The organism is Mesorhizobium sp. C277A (genome assembly GCF_040324395.1).
Taxonomy (GTDB): domain Bacteria; phylum Pseudomonadota; class Alphaproteobacteria; order Rhizobiales; family Rhizobiaceae; genus Mesorhizobium.
Map to the genome: position 1 here is coordinate 2,822,743 of NZ_JAMYVW010000002.1, position 13,802 is coordinate 2,836,544.

At 64.5% G+C, this 13,802-nt stretch carries 12 protein-coding genes; all 12 read right to left on the reverse strand.

Going from position 1 to position 13,802, the window contains the following annotated elements:
* Positions 1–40: 40 nt before the first annotated feature.
* Genes murB through mraZ form a run of 12 tightly spaced genes read right to left on the reverse strand, consistent with a single transcriptional unit; the run spans position 41 to position 13,757 of the window.
* Positions 41–1,006, reverse strand: coding sequence for a UDP-N-acetylmuramate dehydrogenase (gene murB, locus NKK52_RS14105; RefSeq protein ID WP_031197918.1), 966 nt, complete (start codon positions 1,004–1,006; stop codon positions 41–43).
* Positions 1,003–2,409 carry a UDP-N-acetylmuramate--L-alanine ligase gene (gene murC, locus NKK52_RS14110; RefSeq protein WP_023668277.1) on the reverse strand — a complete coding sequence of 469 codons (1,407 nt, stop codon included), beginning with the start codon at positions 2,407–2,409 and terminating at the stop codon, positions 1,003–1,005. Before murC ends, murB begins: the two co-directional genes overlap by 4 nt.
* Positions 2,409–3,533 carry an undecaprenyldiphospho-muramoylpentapeptide beta-N-acetylglucosaminyltransferase gene (gene murG, locus NKK52_RS14115; protein ID WP_023682136.1) on the reverse strand — a complete coding sequence of 375 codons (1,125 nt, stop codon included), beginning with the start codon at positions 3,531–3,533 and terminating at the stop codon, positions 2,409–2,411. Before murG ends, murC begins: the two co-directional genes overlap by 1 nt.
* 1 nt (position 3,534) lies before the next feature.
* On the reverse strand, positions 3,535–4,686 hold the full coding sequence (gene ftsW, locus NKK52_RS14120; RefSeq protein ID WP_023668275.1) for a putative lipid II flippase FtsW: 1,152 nt from the start codon (positions 4,684–4,686) through the stop codon (positions 3,535–3,537).
* Positions 4,686–6,086, reverse strand: coding sequence for a UDP-N-acetylmuramoyl-L-alanine--D-glutamate ligase (gene murD, locus NKK52_RS14125; protein WP_023682137.1), 1,401 nt, complete (start codon positions 6,084–6,086; stop codon positions 4,686–4,688). The genes ftsW and murD overlap by 1 nt, the downstream gene beginning before the upstream one ends.
* Before the next feature lie 8 nt (positions 6,087–6,094).
* Positions 6,095–7,177, reverse strand: a complete 1,083-nt coding sequence (gene mraY, locus NKK52_RS14130) for a phospho-N-acetylmuramoyl-pentapeptide-transferase (RefSeq protein WP_023682138.1) — start codon at positions 7,175–7,177, stop codon at positions 6,095–6,097.
* Positions 7,178–7,195: 18 nt separating this feature from the next.
* The gene (locus NKK52_RS14135; RefSeq protein WP_023682139.1) at positions 7,196–8,629 is read right to left on the reverse strand and encodes a UDP-N-acetylmuramoylalanyl-D-glutamyl-2,6-diaminopimelate--D-alanyl-D-alanine ligase; all 1,434 of its coding nucleotides are present in this window, start codon (positions 8,627–8,629) and stop codon (positions 7,196–7,198) included.
* Positions 8,626–10,080 (reverse strand): UDP-N-acetylmuramoyl-L-alanyl-D-glutamate--2,6-diaminopimelate ligase, encoded by a 1,455-nt coding sequence (locus NKK52_RS14140; protein WP_023682140.1) that lies wholly within the window; start codon positions 10,078–10,080, stop codon positions 8,626–8,628. The genes NKK52_RS14135 and NKK52_RS14140 overlap by 4 nt, the downstream gene beginning before the upstream one ends.
* A gap of 54 nt (positions 10,081–10,134) precedes the next feature.
* Entirely contained in the window at positions 10,135–11,859 is a 1,725-nt protein-coding gene (locus NKK52_RS14145; RefSeq protein WP_023682141.1) for a peptidoglycan D,D-transpeptidase FtsI family protein, read from the reverse strand.
* 14 nt (positions 11,860–11,873) lie between these two features.
* Entirely contained in the window at positions 11,874–12,266 is a 393-nt protein-coding gene (ftsL, locus tag NKK52_RS14150; protein ID WP_023682142.1) for a cell division protein FtsL, read from the reverse strand.
* A gap of 4 nt (positions 12,267–12,270) precedes the next feature.
* Positions 12,271–13,287: a 16S rRNA (cytosine(1402)-N(4))-methyltransferase RsmH gene (rsmH, locus tag NKK52_RS14155; protein WP_023682143.1), complete on the reverse strand. Its 1,017-nt coding sequence runs from the start codon at positions 13,285–13,287 to the stop codon at positions 12,271–12,273.
* Positions 13,284–13,757, reverse strand: coding sequence for a division/cell wall cluster transcriptional repressor MraZ (mraZ, locus tag NKK52_RS14160; RefSeq protein WP_023682144.1), 474 nt, complete (start codon positions 13,755–13,757; stop codon positions 13,284–13,286). Before mraZ ends, rsmH begins: the two co-directional genes overlap by 4 nt.
* Positions 13,758–13,802: the final 45 nt, after the last annotated feature.

Sequence of the window (13,802 nt, forward strand, 5' to 3'; positions counted from 1 at the left end):
ACCGTTTGAAGTTCAAGCATCACATGAACTTCAGCTTGCGCTAAAGAAGCTGTCCGAGGAATTCCTGCACGGCATGGCCGGGGCGGAAATTGCCGAGCCGCTTGATTTCCCACTGCAGGCGGATGCCTGAATTTTCAAGCACGCGGGCGCGCACCGTCTCGCCGAGATATTCGAGGTCGTATCCGGTCGCTGTTCCGGTGTTGATCATGAAGTTGCAGTGCATCGGCGACATCTGCGCGCCGCCGATCATCAGCCCGCGGCAGCCGGCCTTGTCGATTTCCTTCCAGGCCGAGGTGCCTTCCGGATTCTTGAAGGTCGAGCCGCCGGTCTTCTCGCGGATCGGCTGCACCGTCTCGCGATGCGTCTGGACGGCGTCCATGGCCGCCTTGATCGCCTCCGGGTCTTCCAGAACACCTTCGAAAACGGCGGAGGTGAAGATCAGCCCGGCAGGTGCGGCCGAGTGACGATAGGCATAGCCCATGTCGTCATTGCTGAGGGTGTGGAGATTGCCCTTGCGGTCGAGCGCCCGCACCTCGACGACACGTTCCCGCGTCTCGACGCCATTGGCGCCGGCATTCATCCTCAGCGCCCCGCCGATGGCGCCGGGAATGCCGTGATAGAAATGAAAGCCGCCAATGCCGGCCTCATAAGCGACGGCCGCGACGCGCTTGTCGGGCGTCGCAGCACCGGCCTTGATGACGGTCGGCGAAACCACCTCGGCCTCGCCAAAACCCTTGGCCGAAAGCCGGATGACGAAACCCGGAATGCCGCCGTCGCGCACCAGGAGGTTGGAGCCGACACCGACGATGGTGAGCGGGATGTCCTCCGGCACGGCGCGCAGGAAGGCAGCCAGATCCTCCTCGTCGGCCGGCTGGAACAGGGCGTCCGCCAGACCGCCGGCGCGGAACCATGTGATCTTGTCCATCTCGGCATTGGGCGTGATGCGGCCGCGCAGGCCGGCAAGCCGGTCGCCAAGTTTGTCGAGCAGGTCCTGGCCGCGCATCATGAGACGGTACCGCCGAGTTCCCCAGGCAGCGCATAGGCCCATTGGGTGATGTTGCCGGCGCCCAGGAAGATGACGAAGTCGCCCGGTTTCGCCAACGCGCGGATGACGGGCGAAATCGCGGCAGGGGTTTCGACGTAGCGCGCATCGCGATGGCCCCCGGAGCGGATGCGCGACACCAGCGCCTCCGAGGTCACGCCGTCGATCGGCTCCTCGCCCGCCGCATAGACCGGCGCCACCATCACGGTGTCGGCATCGTTGAAACAGACCGAAAATTCGTCGAACAGATCATGCAGCCGGGTGAAGCGGTGCGGCTGCGCAATGGCGATGACGCGGCCCTTGGTGGCGCTGCGCGCCGCTTTCAGCACCGCCGTGATCTCGACCGGGTGGTGGCCGTAATCGTCGAAGATGTCGACGCCGTTCCACGAGCCGGTGTGGGTGAAGCGCCGCTTGACGCCGGCAAAGGACGACAGCCCTTTCTTAATCGCTTCGGCCGACAGGCCGAGTTCATGCGCGACCGCAATTGCGGCGGTGGCGTTGGAGACGTTGTGGCGGCCGGGCATCGGCAGCCGCAGATCCGATATCGTCGTCTGGCCGCCGGTCTTGCGGTCGCGGATCACCACGTCGAATGCCGAGACGGCACCGGCCATGCGGTGGTTGGTGAAACGCACATCGGCCTGCGCGTTCTCGCCATAGGTGATGACGCGGCGGTCCTCGATGCGGCTGACCAGCGCCTGTACTTCCGGATGGTCGGTGCACATCACGCCAAAACCGTAGAACGGCACGTTCTCGACGAATTGCCGGAAGGCCTCGCGCACCTTGTCGAAACTGCCATAATGGTCCAGATGCTCGGGATCGATGTTGGTGACGACGGCGATCTCGGCCGGCAGCTTGAGGAAGGTGCCGTCGCTTTCGTCGGCTTCGACCACCATCCACTCGCCATCGCCCATACGGGCATTGGTGCCATAGGCATTGATGATGCCGCCATTGATCACCGTCGGGTCGAGCCCGCCGGCATCGAGCAGCGTCGCCACCATCGACGTGGTTGTGGTCTTGCCATGCGTGCCACCGATCGCGACCGCCTGGCGGAAGCGCATCAGTTCGGCCAGCATCTCGGCCCGGCGGACAATTGGGAGCAACTTCTCCCGCGCGGCCTTCAGCTCGGGATTGGATTTCTTGATCGCGGTGGAGACGACCACCACTTCGGCCGCGCCGATATTCTCGGCCTTGTGGCCGACAAAGCATTCGATGCCCTTGTCGCGCAGCCGCTGGACATTGGCGCTGTCGGCCTGGTCCGAACCCTGCACCTTGTAGCCGAGATTGTGCAGAACCTCGGCGATGCCGCTCATGCCGATGCCGCCAATGCCGATGAAATGCACAAGGCCGATGGTCTGCGGCATCTTCATCAATGCGTCCCTTTCCTGAAATCCGAAACGGTTTTTCTGGACGCAATAGCCTCTGTGAGATCAGCGAGCAACCGTGCCGCGTTCGGCCGGCCAGCCGACTTCGCTCCGGCAGCCATGGCCGTCAGCCGCTCGGGAGTGTCCATCAGCCCGCCAATGAGAGCCGCGATGCGCTCCGGCGACAGTGACGATTGCGGATGCACCTCGCCGCCGCCCGCCGCGGCAAGGGCGGCTGCGTTCGCCGCCTGATCGTGATCCAGCGCATAGGGATAAGGCACCAGCAGCGCCGGCCGGCCGATGACGGCGATCTCCGAAACCGTCGAGGCGCCGGAGCGCGAGATCACCAGATGCGCCGCGCCCATGCGCTGTGCCATATCGGTGAAGAAGGGCGAGACGTCGACATGGACGCCGAGTGCCGCATAGCCGGCCTTCACCCGCGCCACGTCGTCGGCGCGGGCCTGCTGGGTGATCACCAGCCGCTTGCGCTGCGCCTCCGGCAGAAGTGCGATCGCCGTCGGCATGGCGTCGGAAAAGAACTGCGCGCCCTGGCTGCCGCCGAACACCAGGAGCCTGAACGGATCCGCCCCTTTGGATGCGGTGTAGGGCGTCTTTGCCGCCTCCAGGATTGGCGGCCTGACCGGATTGCCTGTCGTCACCGTCTTGGCGCCTGTGGCACTTTCATCTTGCGGCAGGAAGCCGCCGGCGATGGCATCGACGCGCCCGGACAGCGCCCGGTTGGCGCGGCCCATCACTGCGTTCTGCTCATGGATCAGCGTCGGCAGCTTGCGCCGCGTCGCGGCATAGAGCGGTGGCAAGGTCGGATAACCGCCAAAGCCGACGACCGCATCAGGCTTGATCCTGGCGATGACGGCGGAGGCTTGGCGCACGCCGCGCCAGATCTTCCAGAACGCGCCAAGCAGCGCGACAGGGTTTTTCGAGCCCATCGTCGCCGACTGGATCGGATGGATGGCGGCGGCCGGGAAATGGCCGGCAAAGCGCTCGGCGCGGTCGTCCGTCGCCAGATGCACGCCCCAGCCGCGCTCGATCAGCTCATGCGCCAGCGCCTCGGCCGGAAACAGATGTCCACCGGTTCCGCCAGCCGCGAGAAGGATCACACCCCGCGCCATATCACTCCGCCGGCAGGGCGCGCTGCGACAGGGCAAAGCCCATCTGCTTGCGCTTTTCCGGTCGCTTGCGGGTCAGCGCCAGCACCATGCCCATCGAGATGGCAATGGCGATCTGCGAGGAGCCGCCATAGGAGATGAAAGGCAGCGTCATGCCCTTGGCCGGCATCAGCTGCAGGTTGACGCACATGTTGATGACCGACTGCAGGCCGAACACGGTGACGAGACCGCCGACGGCGTAGCGGGTGAAATCATCATGTTCCTTCAGCGCCGTGCTGAGGCCGCGCAGCACGATGAAGGCGAAGATCGACATGATGAAGAAGCACATGATCAGCCCGAACTCTTCGCCGGCGACCGAAAAGACGAAGTCGGCATGCGCGTCGGGGATGACGCGCTTGACCGTGCCCTCGCCCGGGCCGACGCCGAACCAGTGGCCGTTGATCAGCGCCTCGCGACCCATGTCGACCTGGAACGTGTCGCCTTCGCCGGTCAGGAATTTGTCGATGCGGGCGGCGACGTGCGGGAACACCGTATAGGCGGCAAACAGGCCGCCGGCGCCGGTGGCGCCAAGCGCGATGATCCATAGCCATGGCAGGCCGGCCATGAAGAACATGACGCCCCAGGTGCCGGTCACCAGCATGGTCTGGCCGAGATCGGGCTGCGCCACCAGAAGCGAGATGACCAGGATCAGCAGCAGCATGGCAAACAAATTGCCGGGGATGTCGGGCTGGCGCTTGTGTTCGGCGAACAGCCAGGCGCAGACGATGACGAAGGCGGGTTTCAGAAATTCCGACGGCTGGATCGACATGCCGACAAACGACACCCAGCGCCGCGCGCCCTTCACCTCGACGCCGATGTAGAGCACGGCCACCATCAGCACCAGCATGATGCCCAGGATGATCAGCGCCATGCGCCGGATCTGCCGCGATTCCAGGAAGGAGACCGCCAGCATCACGCCGAGCGCCGGCACGGTGAAGATGATCTGCCTGGTGGCAAAGTGGAAACTATCGAGGCCGATGCGTTCGGCCACCGCCGGGCTTGCCGCAAAGGACAAGACGATGCCAAGCCCCATTAGCGACAGGAACGCCGCCAGGAACCAGCGATCGATCGTCCACCACCAGGTTGCAACCGGGCTTTTGTCGAGACGGCTTTGCATTATCGTGCCCCTCCGATGGGTTTGACACCCTCGATAGCATTCGCAGCTTGCCTGAAGGCTTCGCCGCGAACTTCGAAATTCTTGAATTGGTCGAAACTGGCGCAGGCCGGCGACAGCAGTACCACCACCTCGCCGTTGTCATCCTTGGCCGAGTCTTTCGCGGCATGGTCGACCGCGGCGGCCAGGGTGCCCGAGATTTCATAGGGCACGGCTTCGCCGAGCGTCGCCGAGAATGCGGGCGCCGCCTCGCCGATCAGATAGGCCTTGGCGACGCGCGGGAAGAAACCGCGCAACGGCTCGATGCCGCCTTCCTTGGGCAGTCCGCCGGCGATCCAGTAAATGCGCGAAAAACTCGACAGCGCCGGTGCCGCCGCATCGGCATTGGTCGCCTTGGAATCGTTGACGAACAGCACATGATCCTTGCGGCCGACCTGCTCCATGCGATGCGCGAGGCCGGGGAAGCTTTCCAGTCCCGCCTGGATTTCGCCCAGGCTCAAGCCGACCTTGAGGCAAGCTGCGACGGCGGCAAGCGCGTTCTGCGCATTGTGCTGGCCGCGCAACGAACCGATGCCTTCGAGGAAGGCGACGCGGCTGTAGCGGCCATGCACGGCTTCCATCAGATCAGAGCCGTCGGCGAAATAGCCGTCGGTCAGCGGCAGCCGCTTGGAGATGCGGATCACCTCCCGGCCCGCCCTCTCCAGCCGGTCAGCGATCTGCGCGCACCAGGAATCGTCAACGCCGACGATCGCCGTCTCGCTGCCGGCAACCAGCCGCTCCTTGATCGAAGCGTAATGCTGCATGGTGCCGTGGCGGTCGAGATGGTCGGGCGTCAGGTTGAGCAGGATGCCGGCCGTCGGGTTGATCGAGGGCGCGAGATCGATCTGGTAGGACGAACACTCGACGACATAGTCCCGGTCAGCCTGCGGTGGATCGAGCGTCATGATGGCCCGGCCGATATTGCCGCCCATTTGCGTGTCGCGCCCTGCCGATTTGAGGATATGCGCGGTCAACGCCGTGGTCGTCGACTTGCCGTTGGTGCCGGTGATAGCGATGAACGGCGCATCAGGCGCGCGCGCAATCCGCTCGCGGCAGAACAATTCGATATCGCCGATCACCTCGACGCCGGAGCCACGCGCCAACTCCACCGTCCAGTGCGGCTTGGGATGCGTCAGCGGCACGCCGGGCGAGAGCACGAAGGCCGAGAATTTCGACCAGTCGGCGCCGCGCAGATCGGCGGTCGCAATGCCTTGGTCAGCAGCCTTGGCGACGCTATCGGGATTGTCGTCCCAGGCAAGCACGTCGGCGCCGCCCTCGATCAGCGCGCGCGCCGTGGCGATCCCCGAGCCACCGAGCCCGAATAGCGAAACGCGTTTGCCCGAAAAGGATGCGGCGGGGATCAAGCGGGTTCCTATCTCAGCTTGAGGGTCGACAGGCCGACCAGCGCCAGGATGACGGCGATGATCCAGAAGCGGATCACCACCTGGCTTTCGGTCCAGCCGAGCTTTTCGAAATGATGATGGATAGGCGCCATCAGGAAGACGCGCTTGCCGGTCATCTTGAAGTAGCCGACCTGGATGATGACCGACAGGATTTCCACGACGAACAATCCGCCGACGATGACCAGCACGATCTCGTGCTTGGTGGCGACCGCGACCGTACCGATCAGGCCACCCATGGCCAGCGAACCGGTGTCGCCCATGAAGATCGCCGCCGGCGGGGCGTTGAACCAGAGGAAGCCGAGGCCGGCGCCGATGACGGCGCCGAGCACGACAGCCAGCTCGCCGGTGCCGGGCACGAAATGGATCTGCAGATATTCGGCGAACACCGCATTGCCGGAGAGGTAGGCGATGACGCCAAAGGATGCCGCCGCAATCATGATCGGCACGATCGCCAGCCCGTCGAGGCCATCGGTCAAATTCACCGCATTGCCGGCGCCGACAATGACGAAGCAGGAGAACGGCACGAAGAACCAGCCGAGATTGATGATGAATTCCTTGGCGAAGGGGAAGGTCAGCGACGACGAGAACGGCGCCTGGCCATTATGCATGATCGCCCAGGCGGCGATGCCGGCGATGACGAATTCCAACGCCAGCCGCGCCTTGCCGGAAAAGCCGAGATGCGACTCCTTGGTTACCTTGAGATAGTCGTCGTAAAAGCCGATCGAACCGAAGCCCAGCGTCACCAAGAGCACCACCCAGACATAGATCGAGGAGAGGTTCGCCCATAGAAGCGACGAGCCGACGATGCCGCACAGGATCATCAGCCCGCCCATCGTCGGCGTGCCGGCCTTCTTGAAATGCGTCTGCGGGCCATCGGCGCGGATCGGCTGGCCCTTGCCTTGCCGCAGCCTAAGCGAATTGATGATGGTCGGCCCGAAGATGAAGACGATCAGCGCCGAGGTGATCAGCGCACCGCCGGTGCGGAAAGTTATGTAGCGGAAGACATTGAAGACCGAGACCTTGTCCGCAAAATCGACGAGCAATGTAAACATACGATTCCGTTCCCCGGACTAGTTCTGTTTCGTGCCTGCGGCTTCCGCCGGATATTTGCCGAGCAAGGCCTCGACCAGCTTTGAAAAGCCGATGCCTTTCGACGATTTGATCATCACCACGTCGCCGGCCTTCAGCGTCGACAACAGCAGCGGCTTCAATTCCTCGGCGCCGGCGCGGTATTCCGTTTTGATCTCGTCGGGCAGGATGTCTGCCAGCGCCCGCATTTCCGGACCGCCGAGAAAGACCGTGTTTGTGCCGGTGCCGACGATCAACTCGGCAAGGGCTGCATGCAGCTTGGCCGAATGGTCGCCGAGCTCGAGCATGTCGCCGAGCACGGCGATGCGCCGGCCCTCGCCCGTGACAGGCGTCGCGTTGAGCAGCGCCATGGCAGCAGCCATCGAGGCCGGATTGGCGTTGTAGCTCTCGTCGATCAGTGTGATCGGTCCCTTGGGGTGGCGAAGCATATGGCGCTTGCCACGGCCGCGTTCGGCGGAGAGATCGGCCAGCGCTTCCGCCACCTTTGCGATGTCAGCTTCAACGAGATGCGCCGCGCCAAGAACGGCGAGCACATTCTGTACCATGTGGCGGCCGGGCGCGCCGATCCGGGCAACGACATCCTGACCGCCGATCCTGGCGGTGATATCGGAATGATCGGCATGCAGCTCGCATTTGGTCAGCTTGTAGGTCGACCGTGTATTCTCGCCGAAGCCAAAGACATGTTCGACGCCGGCGGCCCGCGCCATCTTGTCTAGCAGCTTCCAGCGCGCATCGTCGCGGTTGAGCAAGGCCGCACCGCCGGGCTCGATGCCTTCGAAGATCTCAGCCTTGGCCTTGGCGATCTCGTCGAGATTTCTAAAGAAGCCGAGATGCGCCGCGGCAATCATCGTGACGATGGCCACATGTGGCCGGACCATCTTGACCAGCGGCCGGATCTCGCCCGGATGGTTCATGCCGATCTCGAACACCGCATAGTCGCAATCGCCGGGCATGCGCGCCAGCGTCAGCGGCACGCCCCAATGATTGTTGAAGGACTGCGCCGAGGCATGCACCGTGCCGACGGCCGACAGCACATGGCGCAGCGCCTCCTTGGTGGTGGTCTTGCCGGCCGATCCTGTCACCGCGATGATCTTTGCATTGGACCGGGCGCGTGCGGCGACGCCCAGTTTTTCGAGTGCGGCAAGCACATCCTGCACGACGATCATCGGCGCCGTCAGCCGCCCAAGCGACGGCAACTTGCCCTCGGCAACGACCAGCACGCCGGCGCCGGCCTTGATCGCCGCGGTCGCGAAGTCATGGCCGTCCATCGCCTCGCCCTTGATGGCGAAGAAGGCGTCGCCCGGCTGCAGGCTGCGGCTGTCGATCGAGATCCCCGAAATTCCCTCCGGCATCGGCCCGAGCGGCCGACCGCCCATGGCGTCGACCAGCGCCTCGGAAGTCCAGAGCACGCTCATGCGGCCCGCTCCCGCAGCGCCGACCGGACTTCCTCGTGGTCGGAGAACGGAAAAGTCTCGGCGCCGATGGTCTGGCCCTCTTCATGGCCCTTGCCTGCAACGATCAGCGTATCGCCCGCTTTCAGCATGGCGACCGCTTCGTGGATCGCCTTGCGGCGGTCGCCGATTTCGATGGCGCCGGGTGCGGCTGCCAGGATCGCGGCACGGATCGTTTCCGGCACTTCCGAGCGCGGATTGTCGTCGGTGACGATGACGACGTCGGCGAGCCGCGTGGCGATTCCGCCCATGATCGGCCGCTTGCCCCGGTCGCGGTCGCCGCCGCAGCCGAACACGACGATGACGCGGCCGGTGGTGAACGGGCGCACGGCGGCCAGCACATTTTCCAGCGCATCCGGCTTGTGGGCATAGTCGACATAGACGGGCGCGCCATTGGCGGTGGCGCCGACAAGGTCGAGCCGTCCCGGAGCCCCCTGAAGTTTCTCCAATGCCGTCAAAGCTTTGGCGACCGACGTTCCGGTGGAAATGGCCAGCCCGGCCGAAACCAGGGCATTGGCGATCTGGAAGTCACCGGCGAGCGGCAGGTCGATCTCGTAGAGCACGCCGTCGGCTTCGACCTCGGCGCGCTGGCGGTGGCGCTCGTGCTCGACCCGCTTCAGGCGCAGGAAATCGCCATGGCGGCCGACCGTCAGCACCTTGAGCCCGGCGGCCTGCGCAGCCTGGATGGTCGGCGCCGACCACGGATCGTCGGCAAAGATGACCGCCGGCGCGCCTTTCGGCAGCAGCGTGTCGAACAGGCGCAATTTGGCGCGATGGTAGTCCTCGACCGTCGGATGATAGTCCATATGGTCGCGGCCGAGATTGGTGAAACCGCCCGCGGCGAGCTTGACGCCATCGAGACGGCGCTGGTCGAGACCATGGCTGGAAGCCTCCATCGAGGCGTGGGTGACGCCGGCTTCCGCCAATTCCTTGAGCAACTGGTGCAAAGCCACCGGATCGGGCGTGGTCAACGAACCGTAGTCGTTGCGGCCCGGCGCCACCACGCCGGTGGTGCCGATGGACGCGGCGGCAAAGCCGGCCTGCTCCCAGATCTGCCTGGTGAAGGCGGCGACCGAGGTCTTGCCTGCGGTGCCGGTAACCGCGACCATGGTCTCCGGCTGGCTGCCGAAGAAACGTGCCGCGCTCAGCGCCAGCGCCAGGCGTGGGTCGTCGACGCTGAGCACCGGGACGGACAGGCCGGAAACGGCGCTGGCGTTGCCAACGACAACCGCCGCTGCGCCGCGCTTTGCCGCATCGGCGGCATAGGCCGAACCATCCGCCTTGCTGCCGGCGAGCGCGAAAAAGACCACGCCGGTCTTGACCGTGCGGGAATCCGACGAAATCCCGGTTACCTCCACATCGCGGGAAGATGTTCCCTCGACAGGCAGGATACCGGCTAAATCTCTCAGGTGCATCGAACCCCGTTTACCTCAACAAAATGGCGCGCAGTTGCCGGCGCGCCCTAAGAATCACTGATAGGAAACCAGCGTTGCGCCATTTTCATGGCTGAAATCTGGCTTCACGCCAAGCATGGCGGCTGCCCGCCTGATGATGTTTCCGGCCATGACACCCGCATTGTTGGCGGCAACGTCGGTCATTCCTGGCTTTTCCGGGTGCGGAGCGTCAGCGATCGTAAACACCAGATACTGCGGATCGTCCATCGGGAAGGCGGCGACGAAGGTGTTGAAATTCAGTTCCTTCGAGTAGCGGCCATTGATGACCTTCTCGGCGGTTCCGGTCTTGCCGCCAACGCGGTAGCCGGGGGCCCTGGCGTTTCTGGCCGAGCCTTTCTCGGCATTGAGCGTGTAGAGGTAGCGCATGCCCTCCACAGTCTTTTCGCTGACCACTCTCTTGGCCACCGCCATGGCATCCTGCTCGCTGCGGACCAGGAAAGTCGGCGGGATCAGGTAGCCCTGCATCAGCGCCGCGCAGCCAACGGCCGCCTGCAGCGGCGTCGTCGACACGCCATGGCCGAAGGCGATGGTGAAGGAGTTGACCTGTTTCCAGACCTTCGGTTCGGTCGGGCGCGCGACCTCAGGCAGTTCGGTCTGCATCCTGTCCAGAAGGCCAAGGCGATGCAGGAATTCGCGGTGCCCCTCGATGCCGACCATTTCGGCCTCACGCGCCGATCCGATGTTGGAGGAGTAAAGGAACACCTCCGGCAATGACAGCACGCGGTTCTTGCCGTGGAAATCGTGGATCGCCTGATGGCCGACCCGGATTGGGTGCGAGGCGTCGAAACGGCTGTTCATGTTCGCCTTGCCGGAATCGAGCGCCATGGCCGAGGTGAAGCTCTTGAAGGTCGAGCCCATCTCGTAGAGGCCGGCCGACATGCGGTTCAGCCGATCCTTGTCCTGCGCATTGAAGGGATTGTTCGGATCGAAATCCGGCACCGAGGCCATCGCCACCACTTCGCCGGTCTTGATGTTGAGCACGACGGCGCCGGCGCCCATGGCGCGATAGCGCTCGAGGCCGGCGGCAATCTCGTCGCGCACCACATGCTGGACGCGCAGGTCGATCGACAGCTGAACCGGCTTCAGATCCTTGGCGATCGCAAGGCCTGAGGCCTGCAGGTCGCTTAAGCCCTGCTCGTCAATGTATTTCTCCATGCCGGAGATGCCCTGATTGTCGATGTTGGTGAGGCCGACAATGTAGGACGAGGTCACGCCGGCCGGATAGAAGCGGCGCTTTTCGGTGCGAAAGCCGATTCCGGGAATGCCGAGCTGCATGATGTCGGCCTGCTGCTTGGGCGTCAGCTGCCGCTGCAGCCAGACGAAGCCGGCGCCGCTCTTCAGCTTGTGATAGGTCTGCTCGGGGTCGATATCTGGCAGAATGGTCGACAGCTTTTCGATCGCCTCGTCGGCATCGACGATGCGGCGCGGCTCGGCAAACAGCGATGCCGTCTTGATGTCGGTCGCCAGCACCTCGCCGTTGCGGTCGACGATGTCGGGACGCGACGCCGTCACCCGGCTTTGCGGCCCATTCGACATGTCGGGGGACTGGAAACCGAGATAGACCAGCCGCCCGGCGATGGTCGAATAGATGCCGAAGAACACCGCCATCGTCATCACGATGCGGGTCTTGGCCTTGCCGCCGGTCGCCTTGCGCGCGCCTTCGACCACGATGGAGCCGTCCTCGCCGGTCCGTGCGCGGCGCTTCAGCAATTTGCCGACCGACGGAAGTTTGGCGCGCATTGGAAATCCAGCGATCATTGGACGATGGCTCCGGTGACCACGGGATCCTTATCGGCTGGTCCTTTGCCGGAATTGTCGGCCATGCCGCCAAGCCGTTGCGACGACAGGTCCTCGATGTTGAGCGGTTTTGCCGGCAGGTCGTCGAGCCCGACGATCTGCCGCGCATTGACCGGCTCGAGTGCGAGCTGCGATTTGTAGATTTCAGCCAGCTTCTGCAGGCGCGACGGCTGGGTCAGCAGGCTCCAGTCGGCCTTGAGCAGGTCGATCGTGTCCTCCTCATAGCGGATCTGCGCCTCGATCTTCTGCACCGAAGCCAGCTGTTCCTCGGCCTCGCGCTTGGCCTTGTAGGTCAGGGCCGCGGCCGAGACCATGACGGCGATCAGGACTATGTCGCTGGTTCGAAACACGTATTCACCTCTCTCGCGGCGCCTGGATGCCGGGAAGCTTTGGAAGGCCGAAAATGGTGAGATCACCGGCGCGCGCCGGCGCCTCGGTGCGGATGGCGGTACGCAGCCTGGCCGAGCGCGCCCGCGGATTGGCAGCGACCTCGGCATCGCCTGCCGTCACGCCGCCACCAGCCTTGCGGAAGGTCGCGGTGCGCGCGTGCGCCTCGGGCAAATGACGTGAGCCGGTGGCGACGTCGGCGCGGTCGGCGATGAAGCGCTTGACGATGCGGTCTTCCAGCGAATGGAACGTCACCACCGCAAGCCGCCCGCCGGGCTTCAATACCCGCTCGGACGCCATTAGGGCTTTGGCCAATTCGCCCAGCTCGTCATTGACGAAAATGCGCAGCGCCTGGAAGACGCGGGTGGCCGGATGAATCTTGTCCTTCGGCGCGCGGCCGATATGCGTTTCGATCGCGTCGGCGAGATCGAGCGTGCGCTCGAACGGACGTTTTTCGCGGCGTGACTCGATCATGCGGGCAATGCGGCCGGCATTCCGCTCTTCGCCGAGGAAGCCGAAGATGCGGGCAAGGTCGCCTATCTTGAACGAATTGACGACGTCGGCAGCACTCAAGCCCGCCTGCGCCATGCGCATGTCGAGCGGCCCGTCGGTGCGGAACGAAAAGCCGCGCTCGGGCTGGTCGACCTGCATGGAGGAAATGCCGATGTCGAGGACAACGCCGTCGGCGCTTTCGACCTGCTCGTCCAGCGTCGAAAATGGCGCCTGCACCAGCCTTAGCCTGCCGCCGGATTGCTGTTCCAGGCCGCGCCCGGCGGCAATCGCATCGGGATCGCGATCGATCGCCACCACCGAGGCGCCGCTCGCCAGGATCGCCTTGGTGTAGCCGCCGGCGCCAAACGTGCCGTCGACGATCACATCGCCGGCTTTGGGTGAGAGCGCCTCCAGCACTTCGGCGAGGAGGACCGCAATGTGGCGGACCGGTCCGCCAACGGCGCTGAGATCATCGCCGTGATCCGCCATCATTCCGGCCGCTCCCCAGCCTTGGCCTCGTGAGCCTTCGTCCCCTGCCGAAGCTGCAAAAGCCGAGCGCGCGCCTGCGCCCCATAGGCGGCCAGCCGTCCAGGCTCCCAAACTTGAAAGAAATTGCCACGGCCGACAAAGGCCACTTCGCTCGTGATGCCCGTATGCTCGCGGATGAAATCGCTCATCGTGATGCGGCCATCCTGATCGAGCTTCAGGAACGTCCCGTCGCCATGGCAGAAGAACGACATATCGTCCGCCGTCTGCAAAAAAGGGTCTTCCAGCGCGATGCGCTGCTCGTAGCGGTCGAGCAGATCGAGCCCGCCGACATCCATCGCAGGCACATCCAGGCCGCGCAGCGCGTAGAGCTCCGAATAGCCGCGTTTCTGCACGACAGCGCGGAAATGCGCCGGAACGGAGACCCGCCCCTTCGCATCGATCCTGTTCACCGCGCTTGACAGAAACCGGTCCATGACACGCTGCAGCCGCTTCCGCCGCCGCACCCCTCTCCATGTTTT

What these genes read in the sequence shown, in the direction of transcription:
- mraY (WP_023682138.1), bottom strand. Translation starts at nt 7,177, where the DNA reads ATGTTTACATTGCTCGTCGATTTTGCGGACAAGGTCTCGGTCTTCAAT.
- NKK52_RS14140 (WP_023682140.1), bottom strand. Translation starts at nt 10,080, where the DNA reads ATGCACCTGAGAGATTTAGCCGGTATCCTGCCTGTCGAGGGAACATCT.
- murB (WP_031197918.1), bottom strand. Translation starts at nt 1,006, where the DNA reads ATGATGCGCGGCCAGGACCTGCTCGACAAACTTGGCGACCGGCTTGCC.
- murG (WP_023682136.1), bottom strand. Translation starts at nt 3,533, where the DNA reads ATGGCGCGGGGTGTGATCCTTCTCGCGGCTGGCGGAACCGGTGGACAT.
- NKK52_RS14135 (WP_023682139.1), bottom strand. Translation starts at nt 8,629, where the DNA reads ATGAGCGTGCTCTGGACTTCCGAGGCGCTGGTCGACGCCATGGGCGGT.
- ftsW (WP_023668275.1), bottom strand. Translation starts at nt 4,686, where the DNA reads ATGCAAAGCCGTCTCGACAAAAGCCCGGTTGCAACCTGGTGGTGGACG.
- mraZ (WP_023682144.1), bottom strand. Translation starts at nt 13,757, where the DNA reads ATGGACCGGTTTCTGTCAAGCGCGGTGAACAGGATCGATGCGAAGGGG.
- NKK52_RS14145 (WP_023682141.1), bottom strand. Translation starts at nt 11,859, where the DNA reads ATGCGCGCCAAACTTCCGTCGGTCGGCAAATTGCTGAAGCGCCGCGCA.
- murC (WP_023668277.1), bottom strand. Translation starts at nt 2,409, where the DNA reads ATGAAGATGCCGCAGACCATCGGCCTTGTGCATTTCATCGGCATTGGC.
- rsmH (WP_023682143.1), bottom strand. Translation starts at nt 13,287, where the DNA reads ATGATGGCGGATCACGGCGATGATCTCAGCGCCGTTGGCGGACCGGTC.